This window comes from Staphylococcus sp. 231237_7MaSpsaltlick (assembly GCF_043107035.1).
The window spans coordinates 98791-113407 of sequence record NZ_JBICNX010000009.1; the positions used below are offsets into that span (position 1 = coordinate 98791).

The following is a 14617-nucleotide window of genomic DNA, read 5'->3' on the forward strand; positions in this document are numbered from 1 at the left end:
GCTCTGATTATGGAAACATATCAAAAAGAAATTAAACAAAAACTTACGGTGGTTCCTACTGAACCAGGTTGTTATTTAATGAAAGACCGCAATAACCAAATCATCTATGTTGGTAAAGCCAAAAAGTTAAGAAATAGATTAAGATCTTATTTTACAGGAGCACATGACGCTAAGACGACACGCTTAGTAAGTGAAATTAGAAATTTTGAGTTTATTGTAACATCGAGTGAAACAGAATCCTTATTGTTAGAACTAAACCTAATCAAACAATATCAACCTAGATACAATGTTTTATTAAAAGATGACAAAAGTTATCCTTTTATTAAAATAACTAAAGAAAAATACCCGAGGTTAATTGTTACACGTACTGTTAAAAAGGGAAGCGGTAAGTACTTTGGACCATATCCTAATGCTTATTCAGCACAAGAAACTAAAAAACTATTAGATCGTATTTATCCCTTTAGAAAATGTGATAAAATGCCTGATAAATTATGTCTGTATTATCATATAGGACAATGCTTAGGCCCTTGTGTTTATCCAGTTGATTTAGAAAAATATGCTGAGATGACAAAAGAAATTACAGATTTCTTAAACGGTGAAGATAAGACAATTTTGCATAATTTAGAACAAAAAATGCAAGAAGCTAGTGAGTCATTAGATTTTGAACGTGCAAAAGAGTACCGAGATTTAATTCAACATATACACAATTTAAATAAAAAACAAAAAGTTACCTCCTCTGACAGCACTATTAGAGATGTATTCGGCTATAGTGTGTCAAAAGGTTGGATGTGTATTCAAGTCTTCTTTATAAGACAAGGAAATATGATTAAAAGAGATGCTACGATGATACCCATTCAACAGACGGAAGAAGAAGAATTCTATACATTCATTGGTCAGTTTTATGATTTGAATCAGCATATTTTACCTAAAGAAGTACATGTCCCAAAGCATCTTGATAAAGAAATTATCCAATCAGTTGTAGATACTAAAATTGTTCAGCCTCTTAAAGGTAAAAAGAAAGATATGGTAGACTTAGCTAATCATAATGCCGAAATCACACTTGAAAATAAATTTGAATTAATTGCCAAAGATGAATCACGTACAGTAAAAGCAATAGAAGAGCTTGGTGATGTGATGGGCATTCAAACACCAATTCGTATAGAGGCTTTTGATAACTCAAATATTCAAGGAGTTAATCCTGTTTCGGCAATGGTATCATTTGTGGATGGTAAACCTAATAAAAAAGGTTACCGTAAATATAAGATAAAGACAGTAGTAGGTCCAGATGATTATAAATCTATGCGAGAAGTTGTGCGTCGACGTTATACGCGAGTACTTAATGAAGGTAGTCCATTACCAGACTTGATTATTGTAGATGGCGGTAAAGGACACATGAGCGGTGTACTTGATGTCCTTGAAAATGAACTAGGGCTTGATATACCTGTAGCAGGACTACGTAAAAATGATAAGCACCAAACATCAGAAATTCTTTACGGTGAAAATGCAGAGGTTGTTCCCATGAAGAAAAATAGTCAACCATTTTATTTACTTCAAAGAATACAAGATGAAGTGCATAGATTTGCGATTACATTCCATAGACAAACAAGACAGAAGACTGGGTTACAATCTGTATTGGATACTGTAGAAGGTATTGGCGCTAAAAGAAAAACAAAATTATTACGTACATTTGGTTCTATTAAGAAAATGAAAGCAGCAAGCGTAGAAGATTTAAAAAAATCAGGGCTCCCACAAAATGTTGCTGAGAATCTTCATCAAGCGTTATATGACAAAAAGTAGTGAAAACTTTGTGGCATGAGAATCATTCTCATGCCCATTTTCTATTTAATTAGTGTTACAATAGCAAATAACAGGAATTCTTTTTTTACATGTATGTGGAAGCGTTTTCTAATTGAGAATATTCTCATTAACACTGTATTTTAAATTATGTATAAAAATAGACTTTGTATAATACTTCTATGTTTAAAATTGTGCAATAATATTGTGTTGTAACAAACATACAATACATAAAGAGTTATTGTACGCAGGGGTTATATAGAAATTCCAATTACTTTCACATCAAAAAAAGAAATCTAAAAAATTAATTGTTTCACAGGGGGGACTTCCTTTTGGCATACTCGAAAAATCAATTCTATTTAAGACGATTACATTCTTTACTAGGTGTAATACCAATAGGTGGATTCTTATTAGTCCATTTACTTGTTAACCATCAGGCAACTAAAGGCGCTGAAGCGTTTAACAAGGCAGCTGGATTTATGGAATCATTACCTTTTTTAATTGTATTGGAATTTGCTGTTATTTATATTCCAATACTATATCATGCAGTATACGGTGTACATATTGCCTTTACGGCAAAAGAGAACGTAGGACATTATTCAGCATTTAGAAACTGGATGTTCATGTTACAACGTCTCACAGGCATCATAACGTTCGTGTTTATAGCAATTCATTTATGGCAGACAAGAATACAACGTGCGTTAGGACATGAAGTGAACTTTGATATGGTACACGATATTGTAACTAATCCAGGGTGGTTGATTTTTTACATTGTATGTTTATTAGCTGTAACATTCCACTTTGCGAATGGTTTATGGTCATTCTTAGTTACTTGGGGTATCTTACAATCTAAAAAATCACAACAAATCTTCACTTGGGTTTCACTTATTGTATTCTTAGTTGTTTCATACATCGGTATGAGCGCAATCTTAGCATTTTTATAAAATTATAAAATAAAGTTTCACATATATTTGAGGGAGTGACAATTTATGGCAGAGAAGAAAATTATTGTTGTCGGCGGTGGACTAGCTGGTCTAATGGCAACAATTAAAGCAGCAGAGCAGGGCGCGCATGTAGATCTGTTCTCACTTGTTCCTGTTAAACGTTCACACTCTGTTTGTGCACAAGGTGGCATTAATGGAGCGGTAAATACAAAAGGGGAAGGAGATTCTCCGACAGTGCATTTAGATGATACTGTTTATGGCGGAGATTTCTTAGCAAACCAACCACCTGTAAAAGCAATGACAGATGCGGCACCTAAAATTATTCATTTACTTGACCGTATGGGCGTAATGTTTAATAGAACTAAAGAAGGTCTATTAGACTTTAGACGTTTCGGTGGCACGATGTATCATAGAACTGCATATGCCGGTGCTACTACAGGTCAACAATTACTCTATGCATTAGACGAACAAGTGCGTAGCTATGAAGTTGACGGTTTAGTTACAAAATATGAAGGTTGGGAATTCTTAGGTATAGTCAAAGATGATGATAATATGGCAAGAGGTATCGTTGCTCAAAATATGACAACTGCTGAAATTCAATCATTTGGTTCAGATGCTGTTATTATGGCAACTGGTGGCCCTGGTATTATCTTTGGTAAGACAACAAACTCAATGATTAATACAGGCTCAGCTGCTTCAATTGTATACCAACAAGGTGCAATGTACGCTAACGGTGAATTTATTCAAATTCATCCAACTGCGATTCCCGGCGATGATAAGCTTAGATTAATGAGTGAATCAGCACGTGGTGAAGGCGGCCGTATTTGGACATATAAAGATGGTAAACCATGGTATTTCTTAGAAGAAAAATACCCAGATTATGGTAACTTGGTACCGCGTGATATCGCGACACGTGAAATTTTTGATGTATGTGTGAATCAAAAATTAGGTATTAATGGTGAAAACATGGTATATCTAGATTTATCTCATAAAGATCCACATGAATTGGATATTAAATTGGGTGGTATTATTGAGATTTATGAGAAATTTACCGGTGATGATCCTCGTAAAGTACCGATGAAAATCTTCCCTGCAGTACACTATTCAATGGGTGGATTATATGTTGATTATGATCAAATGACAAATATCAAAGGGTTATTTGCAGCTGGTGAATGTGATTTCTCACAACATGGTGGTAACCGTTTAGGTGCTAACTCATTACTTTCTGCAATTTACGGTGGTACTGTTGCTGGTCCAAATGCAGTAGACTATATTTCAAATATTGAAGATTCATATACAGATTTAGATGAGAGCATTTACGAAAAACACGTTAAAGAAGAGCAAGAGAAATTTGATAACCTATTAAATATGAAGGGTACTGAAAATGCTTATAAACTTCATAGAGAATTAGGAGAAGTCATGACTGCAAATGTTACAGTTGTGCGTGAAAATAAAACATTATTAGAGACAGATAAGAAAATTGTAGAATTGATGGAACGCTATCAAAATATTGATATTGAAGATACTCAAACTTGGAGTAACCAAGCTGTATTCTTTACACGTCAATTATGGAATATGTTAGTACTCGCACGTGTAATCACGATTGGTGCATATAATAGAAATGAATCTCGTGGCGCGCATTATAAACCAGAATTCCCAGAAAGAAATGATGAAGAATGGTTGAAAACAACATTAGCTACGTATCAAGGCAAGACAGAGGCACCTAAGTTTACTTATGAACCAGTTGATATTAGTTTAATACCACCGCGTAAACGTGATTACTCTAAGGCGTCAAAGGGAGGTAAATAATTATGGTAGAAACAAAAGAAGTTAATGAAACTCCTGCACAAAACGAGCAACCTAGCCAAAAAACAATTAAATTAATTATAAAACGTCAAGACAATGACAACTCAACACCATATAACGAAGAATTTGAAATTCCTTATAGAGAGAATTTAAATGTTATAGCATGTTTAATGGAAATCAGACGTAACCCAGTTAATAGTAAAGGTGAAAAAACGACTCCTGTTATTTGGGATATGAACTGTTTAGAAGAAGTTTGTGGTGCTTGTTCAATGGTGATTAACGGACAAGCAAGACAATCATGTTCTGCAATTGTTGATCAATTAGAACAACCTATTAAATTAGAACCAATGAGTACATTCCCTGTTATCCGTGATTTACAAGTAGATCGTACTAGAATGTTCGATAATTTGAAACGAATGAAAGCATGGGTTCCGATTGACGGTACGTATGATTTAGGTCCAGGTCCACGTATGCCAGAGAAAAAACGTCAAACTGCTTATGAACTTTCTAAATGCATGACCTGTGGTGTTTGCTTAGAGGTTTGTCCAAATGTAACTAGCAAAAATGACTTCGTTGGTGCTCAGGCAATTTCACAAGTTAGACTATTTAACCTACACCCAACAGGTTCAATGACAAAAGATGAACGTTTAGAAGCATTAATGGGCGGTGGAGGTTTACAGGAATGTGGTAACTCACAAAACTGCGTAAACGCATGTCCTAAAGGTATACCGTTGACTACATCTATTGCCGCTTTAAATAGAGAAACATCGTTCCATATGTTCAAATCATTCTTTGGTTCAGATCATCAAGTATATTAATTTCACAATATTATTAAAGACTTAACATTTACACAATAAATGTTAAGTCTTTTTTATAAAATTAGTTAATTATTTCATAGTTGAATAGGGTAAATACATATTGTATATATTACGGATGAAAACTTAACTATTAGCATGATTAATGATTTTGAAAACAAGACTATGCTACAATAAAGTACAAGATAATAAATAAGGATGTAATTGAATATGGACAAACCAATCGGTGTAATTGATTCTGGAGTTGGTGGTTTAACTGTTGCCAAAGAAATTATGCGCCAACTTCCAAATGAAACAATATATTATTTAGGTGATATTAAGCGTTGCCCTTATGGCCCAAGAGAGGGCTCACAAGTTAGGGAATTCACTACAGAATTAGCACAGAAATTAATGGCATTTGATATCAAAATGCTAGTAATTGCTTGTAATACAGCTACAGCAGTAGCGTTAAAACATTTGCAAAATATATTACCTATTCCAGTAATTGGTGTTATTGAACCTGGTGCAAGAACAGCGATTATGACTACCAAAAACAATGATGTTTTAATTTTAGGTACAGAAGGCACAATTAAATCCGAAGCCTATAGACATCATATAAAAAATATAAACCCTAATGTTGAAGTATCAGGGATAGCTTGTCCTGGTTTTGTACCATTAGTTGAGCAAATGAGGTATCAAGACCCTACAATCACAAGTATTATTATACATCAGACATTAAAGCATTGGAGAAATAGTAATGCTGATACAGTGATTTTAGGCTGTACACACTATCCACTGTTATACCAACCAATAAATGATTATTTTGGTGGAGAAAAAGTAGTGATTTCTTCTGGATTAGAAACTGCACGAGAAGTAAGTGCATTATTAACTTTTAGTAATGAACATGCAGGATATAAACGACAACCTGAACATAAATTTTTTGCTACAGGAGAAACTGAACATATAGAATTAATTATTGAAGAGTGGTTAAAAATGAAAGTGAAAGTTGAAAAAATGGAATTACAAGAATAGGAGATTAAACAATGGAAGATATAGTAATTGCATCAAATAATAAAGGTAAAATAAATGATTTTAGAGTTATATTTCCTGATTATAATGTAATAGGCATCACAGAATTAATTGAAGATTTTGATGTAGAAGAAACAGGACATACATTTGAAGCAAATGCGAAGTTAAAATCAGAAGCAGCTGCAAAAGCATTAAATAAACGAGTGATAGCTGATGACAGTGGCCTAGAAGTATTTGCTTTAGGTGGAGAACCTGGAATATATTCTGCGCGTTACGCAGGAACTGAAAAAAATGATGATGCTAATATAGATAAATTGTTAACCAATTTAGGTGATGAAATCAACCGTGCTGCACAATTTGTGTGTGTCATTAGTATGAGTGCTCCTGGAGAAGAAACTGTCCAATTTAAAGGCACAGTTGAAGGGGAAATTACTTTGAGTAAAATAGGAGAACAAGGCTTTGGTTATGACCCTATATTTTATTTAGATGACAAAAATAAAACAATGGCTCAACTTACAGCTGAAGAAAAAAGTGAAGTAAGTCATAGAGGTAAAGCAATTGAAAAGTTACGACAATACTTAGAAGGTGAACAGTGATGTTAAAATGGATTATAGTAAGTGATAACCACACAGAACAAGGTATTCTTTTTGACGTAATAAGTCATCACGATGATATTGATGTTGCGATTCATTTAGGTGATTCAGAATTTGAATATCATGATAGCGAATTAAGCCATTTTTATAGAGTTAAAGGTAACACGGACTTTTATCCAGAATTTCCAAATGAAGAAATTATAGAAGTAAATGGTATTAAAGCATTTTATACACATGGCCATTTATATAATGTGAACCGTACACGAATGCCACTTGCAGAACAAGCAAAAGCATCAGGATGTCAATTTGCTTTTTATGGCCATACACACGTGGCTAAACATGAACACATTGGAGACGTTCATGTCATAAACCCTGGAAGTATTTCACAATCGAGAAGTAACATAGAAGAAACCTATGCCGAATTGTTGATTGATGAAATTGAAAAAGATGTAAAATTAAATTTTTATAATCGTAATCATCAAATCATTGATAGTGAAACGTTCAGTCTATAATGATAAAAGGACGTACAGCCTAGTAATTATATAAATTATGTAAAATTACGTGTTGTTATAGGAATAATAAAGTAATATTGGTGAGGATAGAACTTTTTAGGGGCGATTAATGTAGTTTAATTTCGCTTTCGCTCCTAAAATCATTTAATTATTAAGCTATTTTATCCCAGTAAAATGCTAAAATCAGTAAATTTTTTAATGAAATTAAAAAAAGATGATAAAAAGTCTATTAAAGTGAAAAATCATATTTATTTTTAATGCTTGGAGTATTGCTTTATAGCGATAAGTTAGATATAATAATTCTTGTGTTCAAAAAGAATATGTCCTGGTAGCTCAGCTGGATAGAGCAATGGCCTTCTAAGCCATCGGTCGGGGGTTCGAATCCCTCCCAGGACACTATAACACGTTGATATATCAACGTTTCGAGAGAGCGAGTGTCAAATACGGGTCAAGAGAATAATTCTCTGACGCGTTGACCTTGCTCTTTTTTATGTTCATCAAGTAAATGTGTATAAACCTCAAGTGTTATAGATATGTTTGCGTGTCCTAACCTTTTACTAATATATTCAATTGATATTCCTTTACTAATAAGATAACTGGCATGTGTATGCCTTAAAGAACAGGGTGTAATTTTGTCATTTGGAGTAATTAGATATAAATTTTTGATATTTGTTTCTTGTAATATTTATAAGCAGTATATCTTGTCAGAAATGATCTGAAAATACATCTAAAATGTATGAATATCAATATTGTTACTTTACTGAAAGTTTATCCTTTCCATTTGATATTATCCACTCTTTGAAGTATTCTTCGAATTTTTTAGCATCTTCCAAATCCTAGATTAATTGTTGTGCTAAATTAGCTGTTTCTGCTTTAGTTTTGAATCCAAACTCTTTTTACCAGTTTTAAAATTAGGGTATTCTACATCATACTGTCATGATGTAGAAGTTTTATTTTTTGTTTTGTGACTGTAAATGTTGCCATTTGGCTAAATTTTCCTAAAAAGGGTAAAAAATAATTAGGGTAGGCGTACTACCCTAAAAATTATTTTTGTGATGCCGTTTCTTGTACTGCTTGTTGACGTTTTGCCCAACTATCATAACCTTCATTTTTACCAACCCAACCTGGTCCGCCTACATGAGCATTAGAGTCATCCCATACTTGTTTACTTTGTTCTCTAGCTGCTTCATAATCACCTTTACCATATCCCATTTGAGATTCGTCATGAGTAGTAGGTTTAGTTTGATTCCATTCAGCTATTTCAGATTCAGTCATTTGGCTGTTGTTGCTATTTGATGGTTTAGTTTGTTGGTTATTACTATTTTGTTGATCATTGCTGATATTTTGTTCTGAATTGTTAGATTGTTCTTGCTTTGGATTTTTAGCGTTATTTGTATTTTTATCAACATTAACTTGTTGATTATTCTCACTGTTATTTTCTTGTGTGTTTTCGTGCTCAGTATTACTTTTCTTATTTTCATCGCTTTCTTCATTTGAACTAGAAGTAGATTTTTTATCAGTATTCTTTTGTTTATTGTTCTTCTTCTCTTTTTTCTTGTCTTTCTTGTGTGCTTTTGCTTCTTTCTTAGGTTCTTCTTTACTTTCTTCCTTGTTCTCACATGCTCCCAATACTAATGTACTAGCTAATAATAAACCTAAAACTTTTTCCATTCTACATACCCCTTTATTTAATTTTTTATATTCAAACACACGTAATGGTTCAAAACGAATTAAGTAACCATTGTGAAGTGTGGATAAACCATACTTTTTTATAGTTAATAAAATATTTTATTGTACAAAACCTTCTAAAACCTAAAAAAACTAGCCATCGCATATATGTTGTGGCAGGTACTTTTTAATATTTCGATAGGGTTATTTAATGAAGTCTTTTCAGAGATTGATATAATACATAGTTGGTGTAATTCAGTTCATACAAGTATTTCTCATTATTTGTATTTAACAAAACTTTTAATTATAAATTTTTTAATGCTGACCTATTGAATATTATAGCATTAATTGTACGGATTATTTTAATGAAATCATAAAATAGCTCAATATACTTATGCGTACAATTTAATGAAGGTTATTAGTTAAATTATTTCTAAATACGAAAAACAGATATATTTAATAATTTGTAATTTTTTATTCAAATATTATTGTAATATATACATTGATTTTGTAGTGTTTTTGCAGCTAGGGTAGATGGAATTTAGCAACAAACTATAGGTAGAATGAAAAAACGTATAATTTTTTTATGATATAAAATGAAACTATAATTCGTTAGTAGAGATATTGCTTCTATGATAAAATATAAAGATGAGCAAGTTGGATAGATGGTGGCTAATCTCAGTATAAAGTGAGGTGGTGCTTATGAAAGTACTGACAAAATCTTTAGAAAGGAGACGCCTTGTGTGGTTTCAATTGTAGAAGTGCTACACTTAATGTTAGGTTTCGGTACTTTCATCGTTACCTTATTAGGTTTAGTAATCGCAATTGTTAAATCAAGCCATAAAAAATAACCATCTCTAACTTTGGCGAGGATGAGATGATTATTTGATCATTATTAAATTCTAGCTGCCGTCTTTTTAACGGGCTCACTGGGGCGACACACGTAAGTGTATCGCCCTTTTTCTATTTATAAATTAACACAGTATAACAATATAATCAATTCTATTATTCTGTACAATTTTTGGGCTTTTTATAATGTGTAGTAAAGTAATGATGTGCAGTGTAAAGAAAAATGGAGTATTAAAAGTTAATGGATACAATATTTTAAACGTATAATTATAATATTATTGTTTGTTGTAATTATTCATTAAAAATTACATTGATAACGATTATCGATTGGGATAATATAATGATGTATCGAAAAATATAAATGTGATGTAATTGTCGATATCACAATTCAAAAATCAGAAAATTATTGTTACTTATAGTAAAGTTGTCTTGTTAAAGTAGGGCTTTATGGTCATTCAAGGTGTGAATACACAATTATTTACGGAAAACTTAGAACAAGAATTGCAACTACTAAATATTCAAGTAGCTGAAACACAAGTCGACAATATGTTATAAATTATGAATTTACTGGCTAAAAAATATGAAAATCCATTATCACTTTTAGGAGGAGAAAAGCAAAGAATAGCAATTGCTAGAGCTATTTTGAAAGATGCATCTATTATTATTTTAGATGAAGCAACTGCAAGTATTGACCCAGAAAATGAACATCTCAAACAGCAAGCTATTGATGAATTAAGTAAAGGTAAAACAGTAATCACTATCGCACATAAGATAGGAACGATTAAAAATGCTAATGAGATTATCGTGCTTAATGAAGGTAAAATAATTCAAATTGGTAATCATCATACATTACTTCAAACATCAGGAATGTATAAAGATTTTATAACTATAAAAAATCAATCAGAAGCTTGGCGATTATGATATATGTTTAATCGAGTAGGTATTTTAGGTGGTAACGGTGTATTAGGTAGTAAATTGACAACTATGAAAAAGACAGTATAGGCATATGTTGTCATAATTTAGATAAATCGAAATATAATCTGTCTAATTATACAAAAAATGTATTAAATGAAGATTTGCGAATACATTGAGGGAAGTTCATTGAAAAATTGAAAATATATTTCTTAACGTGCCTCACCAAATTTCAGGATTTAAAAAAGAATGTTAAATTATTGTAAAAAGCATTGAACAATTTTGTTGTGCGTAATAAAATAGTGTTATGAAGTACTCCATTACTTCATTCTTTTTGAGCCACCTTCTCCCTTGGAAGGTGGTTGTTTTTTTGTCTAATTTTTATGATGTTTGTTTAAAAATAATTAGAAAAGTGAAAACAAGATTAATATACAATCTTTAATTTTTAATTTGTCTCATATAGGTTATTTGTGTTGTGAGTAATTAAATTATGTTATCTTATTAGAGCGCTTCATTTAAAAAAATAATTAAGGGTTTGTATAAAACATATCTCCGTATTGAATAGTTCAAAAACGAATGAAAGTACATATTTTGATAATAAGTATAAGCAGTTTTATTACAAAAAGCGACTTAAAAGGAGATTATTGGATTGGAAAAATTACTATCTATCATAGTGCCTGTATACAATAAATCGTATTTTCTAGAAACGTGTATAGAATCTATCAATAAACTAAATATCAATAAAGACAAAATAGAAGCAATTTTTGTTGATGATTGTTCAAGTGATAATTCATTAGAAATTGTTGAAGCATTTGCTACTAAATATAATTTTATTAAAATAATAAAATTAGAAGAAAATACAGGCAGTCCATCTGAACCTAGAAATGTAGGTGTAAAAAAATCTGTAGGTAAATACCTTACTTTCTTAGATGCAGATGACTGGTTAGATGCGGAAGGGCTGCCAATATTATTAAATCAAGCAATAGATCACCATTCTGATATAGCTTTTGGTCAAAGTGTTAAACATACAGATAAAGCTATAAAGAAAATTGGAAGATTTAGCTCTTATAAAAATGCTAATAATTTGGTTCCATATGAAATAGAAAAAATATTTAGAGCAGTTGGTCCACCAGGCAAAATCATTAAGCGTAATATCATTACAGAAAATGGTATTTATTTTAAACATATGAAATACGGCGAAGATAAATTGTTCTTTATAGAAGTAATATCTAAAAGTAAAGCAGGATCAATGAATCCTACACCAACGTATCATGTGAACCGTTATACTTATAATCAATCATTAGTTGGTCAAACGGATATAATTGAAAAAACTAATTTAAATTTAATAGTTTTAGATGAAGTTTTGAAACTTGAACTTCCAAGTGAAGCAGAACATCAAGCAATTAGTCGAATTGTGGAACTTGATTATATGTCACGATTATTTAAAAATAATAGATTTTTAAAAGCTAAAAATAAACCAGTGTTTTATGAAGTGTTTGATAAAATGGTGAGAATGTTAGAATCATATGGTAAAAATATTGAAGATTATTTATTAACAGATACATTTAAAAACATCTACCAATTTTTGAAAAACAAAGAGTATCAAAATCTAATAGAATTTATAACTATGTTGCAACAAGGTGGCAAAGCAAATAAATTTGTTAAAAATAATCGAGTACATTTCTTAATGCCCGAAACTTTACGTAATGTTTTACCAATTAAAGAGACAGTGTTTGCTGTATATGAAGGTTCACATTTAATCGAAGGAACTTTTAAAGATGTGATTCGTGTATATAAAGATGATCAAACCATTATTGATAAAGTGATACTTAATGAAATTAATAACGAAATAAATGACGTGATTCTCGATTTTGAAATAAAAAATAACTATATTTATATCAACACGGAAGATTTGAACCAATGTGATTTCGCATTCAATATATCCTTAATCTATGATGGGTATAAAGCAATTTACGTGAATATGAATTTACCTAATGCAAGTCAATTGGCAACTTTAAACAGACAAAGTTTTAAAACTGAGTTTGTATCAGCTAGCAAGTCTACAAATAGAGATAATGGTTTAGCAGAATATCTGACATATAAACCGCAATCGGTATCGCTTGTTAAAAAATCGAATTTATATGCAGATGTTGAATTCAAACAAATTGCTGAAAAAGATTTAGAAATTGGAGAATTAGTAGACGTTTTAGATGTCGTGGAAACTACTAAAGGTACACCAAGGCTTATTACAACTGAAGGTTATTATTTAACTGCTAATAAAAAAAATGTGTATCCAGTTAATAAAGACAAGCAAGATAAATATATATATAGTAAACCTGATACTGTTGCTGTATTGAAAAAGTGTAAAGAGTATATAAATAGAAAATTTGAAGGTGAAGCAGTTAATATATTAAATTCAGGCGATAATTTAGAAATTCAAAAGATAGTTTTATCACCTAAAGGCACACCGAGACTCAAAACAAATCACGGTACCTTTATTACGGCTAATCGTGAATTTGTAACAGAAATATAAATTTGCGAAGGTATTTGAACTATAATAATTTATATTTTAGAAATGAAATTAAGCTATGAAGATATCCATATAGATGTCTTTATAGCTTTTTTTACTTATATAAAGTAGAAGAGTATAAATTTAAATATTCTTTTCCTATAACCAGCATTGTTTACAGAAAAACATACTATGGGTATTAGTAGTGATTATTAAATTATCTAATAAATTTAACAATTTTCAAATATATTATTAATACAGGATTTACATAATTTTGATTGATTTAATTGTGCATAATACACTTAAGCATTCAAAACTGTTTAGCAAAATAAAAAAATGAACAGATGAAGCATATTTAAAGTTAAGTAAAGAAAAATGGACAATTTAATTATGTATTATCTTATAGTAAATGTAAGGAACGATAGCTAAACAAAATAATTGTTTAAAAGCATCGTTTTCAACATAAAAACAGTCATAATAATCAAAATTTAACGAGGAGTGTTTACAATGGAAGGTTTATTCGAAGCAATTAAAAACACAGTTCAAGCAGGTGTCGCAGGAGACGGCGCTAAATTAGGGACAAGCATTGTAAGTATCGTAGAAAATGGCGTAGGTTTAGCATCAAAATTATTCGGATTCTAGATTTTAATTTAATATAAATCAATGAACTAAATAAAGGAGATATTTAAATGACTAAATTAGCAGAAGCAATTGCAAACACAGTAGCAGCGGCAAAATCAGGTAATGGTTCAGATTTAGGTTCAAGCATTGTAGATATCGTATCAAGTGGTGCAGGTTTAGTAGGAAAATTATTCGGACTATAAGTCTTTTATAAATAAAAAATACAAATTAAAGGGGTAATTAATTATGGCAGGATTATTTGACGCAATCAAAGAAACAGTACAAGCAGGTATCGCAGGAGACGGCGCTAAATTAGGAACAAGCATCGTAAGTATCGTAGAAAACGGTGTAGGCTTAGTTTCAAAATTATTCGGATTCTAGACTTAGATTAAAAATAAATTATACTAATAATTAATAAAGGAGAAATTCAAATGACTAAATTAGCAGAAGCGATTGCAAACACAGTAGCAGCGGCAAAATCAGGTAATGGTTCAGATTTAGGTTCAAGCATTGTAGATATCGTATCAAGTGGTGCAGGTCTATTAGGCAAATTATTCGGACTATAAGTCTTTTATAAATAAAAAAT

Annotated in this window: 14 protein-coding genes, 1 tRNA gene and 2 pseudogenes; 15 read left to right on the forward strand and 2 right to left on the reverse strand. The window is 31.1% G+C overall.

Annotated elements, in window-relative coordinates:
• The first annotated feature begins 9 nt into the window (after positions 1 to 9).
• The 8 genes from uvrC (at position 10) to ACF91D_RS17840 (ending at position 7868) form a co-directional block, all read left to right on the forward strand.
• On the forward strand, positions 10 to 1797 hold the full coding sequence (uvrC, locus tag ACF91D_RS17805) for an excinuclease ABC subunit UvrC (protein WP_327620646.1): 1788 nt from the start codon (positions 10 to 12) through the stop codon (positions 1795 to 1797).
• Between the two features lie 329 nt (positions 1798 to 2126).
• Positions 2127 to 2738 (forward strand): succinate dehydrogenase cytochrome b558 subunit, encoded by a 612-nt coding sequence (locus ACF91D_RS17810; RefSeq protein ID WP_039066885.1) that lies wholly within the window; start codon positions 2127 to 2129, stop codon positions 2736 to 2738.
• Positions 2739 to 2783: 45 nt separating this feature from the next.
• Positions 2784 to 4547 (forward strand): succinate dehydrogenase flavoprotein subunit, encoded by a 1764-nt coding sequence (sdhA, locus tag ACF91D_RS17815; protein WP_039066884.1) that lies wholly within the window; start codon positions 2784 to 2786, stop codon positions 4545 to 4547.
• 2 nt (positions 4548 to 4549) lie between these two features.
• Positions 4550 to 5362 (forward strand): succinate dehydrogenase iron-sulfur subunit, encoded by an 813-nt coding sequence (gene sdhB / locus ACF91D_RS17820; RefSeq protein ID WP_039066882.1) that lies wholly within the window; start codon positions 4550 to 4552, stop codon positions 5360 to 5362.
• A 207-nt stretch (positions 5363 to 5569) separates the two neighbouring features.
• On the forward strand, positions 5570 to 6370 hold the full coding sequence (racE, locus tag ACF91D_RS17825; protein WP_039066881.1) for a glutamate racemase: 801 nt from the start codon (positions 5570 to 5572) through the stop codon (positions 6368 to 6370).
• Between the two features lie 11 nt (positions 6371 to 6381).
• Positions 6382 to 6963: an XTP/dITP diphosphatase gene (locus ACF91D_RS17830; protein WP_069792882.1), complete on the forward strand. Its 582-nt coding sequence runs from the start codon at positions 6382 to 6384 to the stop codon at positions 6961 to 6963.
• Complete coding sequence (locus ACF91D_RS17835; protein WP_069792881.1) at positions 6963 to 7472, forward strand: YfcE family phosphodiesterase; 510 nt, start codon at positions 6963 to 6965, stop codon at positions 7470 to 7472. Before ACF91D_RS17830 ends, ACF91D_RS17835 begins: the two co-directional genes overlap by 1 nt.
• A 322-nt stretch (positions 7473 to 7794) precedes the next feature.
• Positions 7795 to 7868: transfer RNA gene (locus ACF91D_RS17840), tRNA-Arg, on the forward strand.
• A gap of 52 nt (positions 7869 to 7920) precedes the next feature.
• On the opposite strand, the pseudogene ACF91D_RS17845 reads toward ACF91D_RS17840, so the two are convergent.
• Positions 7921 to 8112: pseudogene (locus ACF91D_RS17845) on the reverse strand (tyrosine-type recombinase/integrase); the annotation flags it as partial.
• Positions 8113 to 8516: 404 nt separating this feature from the next.
• Positions 8517 to 9143 (reverse strand): hypothetical protein, encoded by a 627-nt coding sequence (locus ACF91D_RS17850; protein ID WP_327620645.1) that lies wholly within the window; start codon positions 9141 to 9143, stop codon positions 8517 to 8519.
• Between the two features lie 740 nt (positions 9144 to 9883).
• Between ACF91D_RS17850 and ACF91D_RS17855 the strand changes: the two genes are divergently transcribed.
• The 7 genes and pseudogenes from ACF91D_RS17855 (at position 9884) to ACF91D_RS17885 (ending at position 14597) form a co-directional block, all read left to right on the forward strand.
• The gene (locus ACF91D_RS17855; RefSeq protein ID WP_081325011.1) at positions 9884 to 9991 is read left to right on the forward strand and encodes a putative holin-like toxin; all 108 of its coding nucleotides are present in this window, start codon (positions 9884 to 9886) and stop codon (positions 9989 to 9991) included.
• Between the two features lie 580 nt (positions 9992 to 10571).
• Positions 10572 to 10910, forward strand: a pseudogene (locus ACF91D_RS17860) (ATP-binding cassette domain-containing protein); the annotation flags it as partial.
• Between the two features lie 640 nt (positions 10911 to 11550).
• Positions 11551 to 13434, forward strand: a complete 1884-nt coding sequence (locus tag ACF91D_RS17865) for a glycosyltransferase family 2 protein (RefSeq protein ID WP_327620644.1) — start codon at positions 11551 to 11553, stop codon at positions 13432 to 13434.
• A gap of 483 nt (positions 13435 to 13917) precedes the next feature.
• A complete protein-coding gene (locus tag ACF91D_RS17870; RefSeq protein ID WP_039066869.1) occupies positions 13918 to 14052 on the forward strand; it encodes a beta-class phenol-soluble modulin in 135 nt (44 codons plus the stop codon).
• 47 nt (positions 14053 to 14099) lie between these two features.
• Complete coding sequence (locus ACF91D_RS17875) at positions 14100 to 14234, forward strand: beta-class phenol-soluble modulin (RefSeq protein ID WP_039066868.1); 135 nt, start codon at positions 14100 to 14102, stop codon at positions 14232 to 14234.
• A gap of 43 nt (positions 14235 to 14277) precedes the next feature.
• Positions 14278 to 14412 carry a beta-class phenol-soluble modulin gene (locus ACF91D_RS17880; protein WP_037556984.1) on the forward strand — a complete coding sequence of 45 codons (135 nt, stop codon included), beginning with the start codon at positions 14278 to 14280 and terminating at the stop codon, positions 14410 to 14412.
• A 50-nt stretch (positions 14413 to 14462) separates the two neighbouring features.
• The gene (locus tag ACF91D_RS17885) at positions 14463 to 14597 is read left to right on the forward strand and encodes a beta-class phenol-soluble modulin (protein WP_101050812.1); all 135 of its coding nucleotides are present in this window, start codon (positions 14463 to 14465) and stop codon (positions 14595 to 14597) included.
• Positions 14598 to 14617 lie beyond the last annotated feature (20 nt).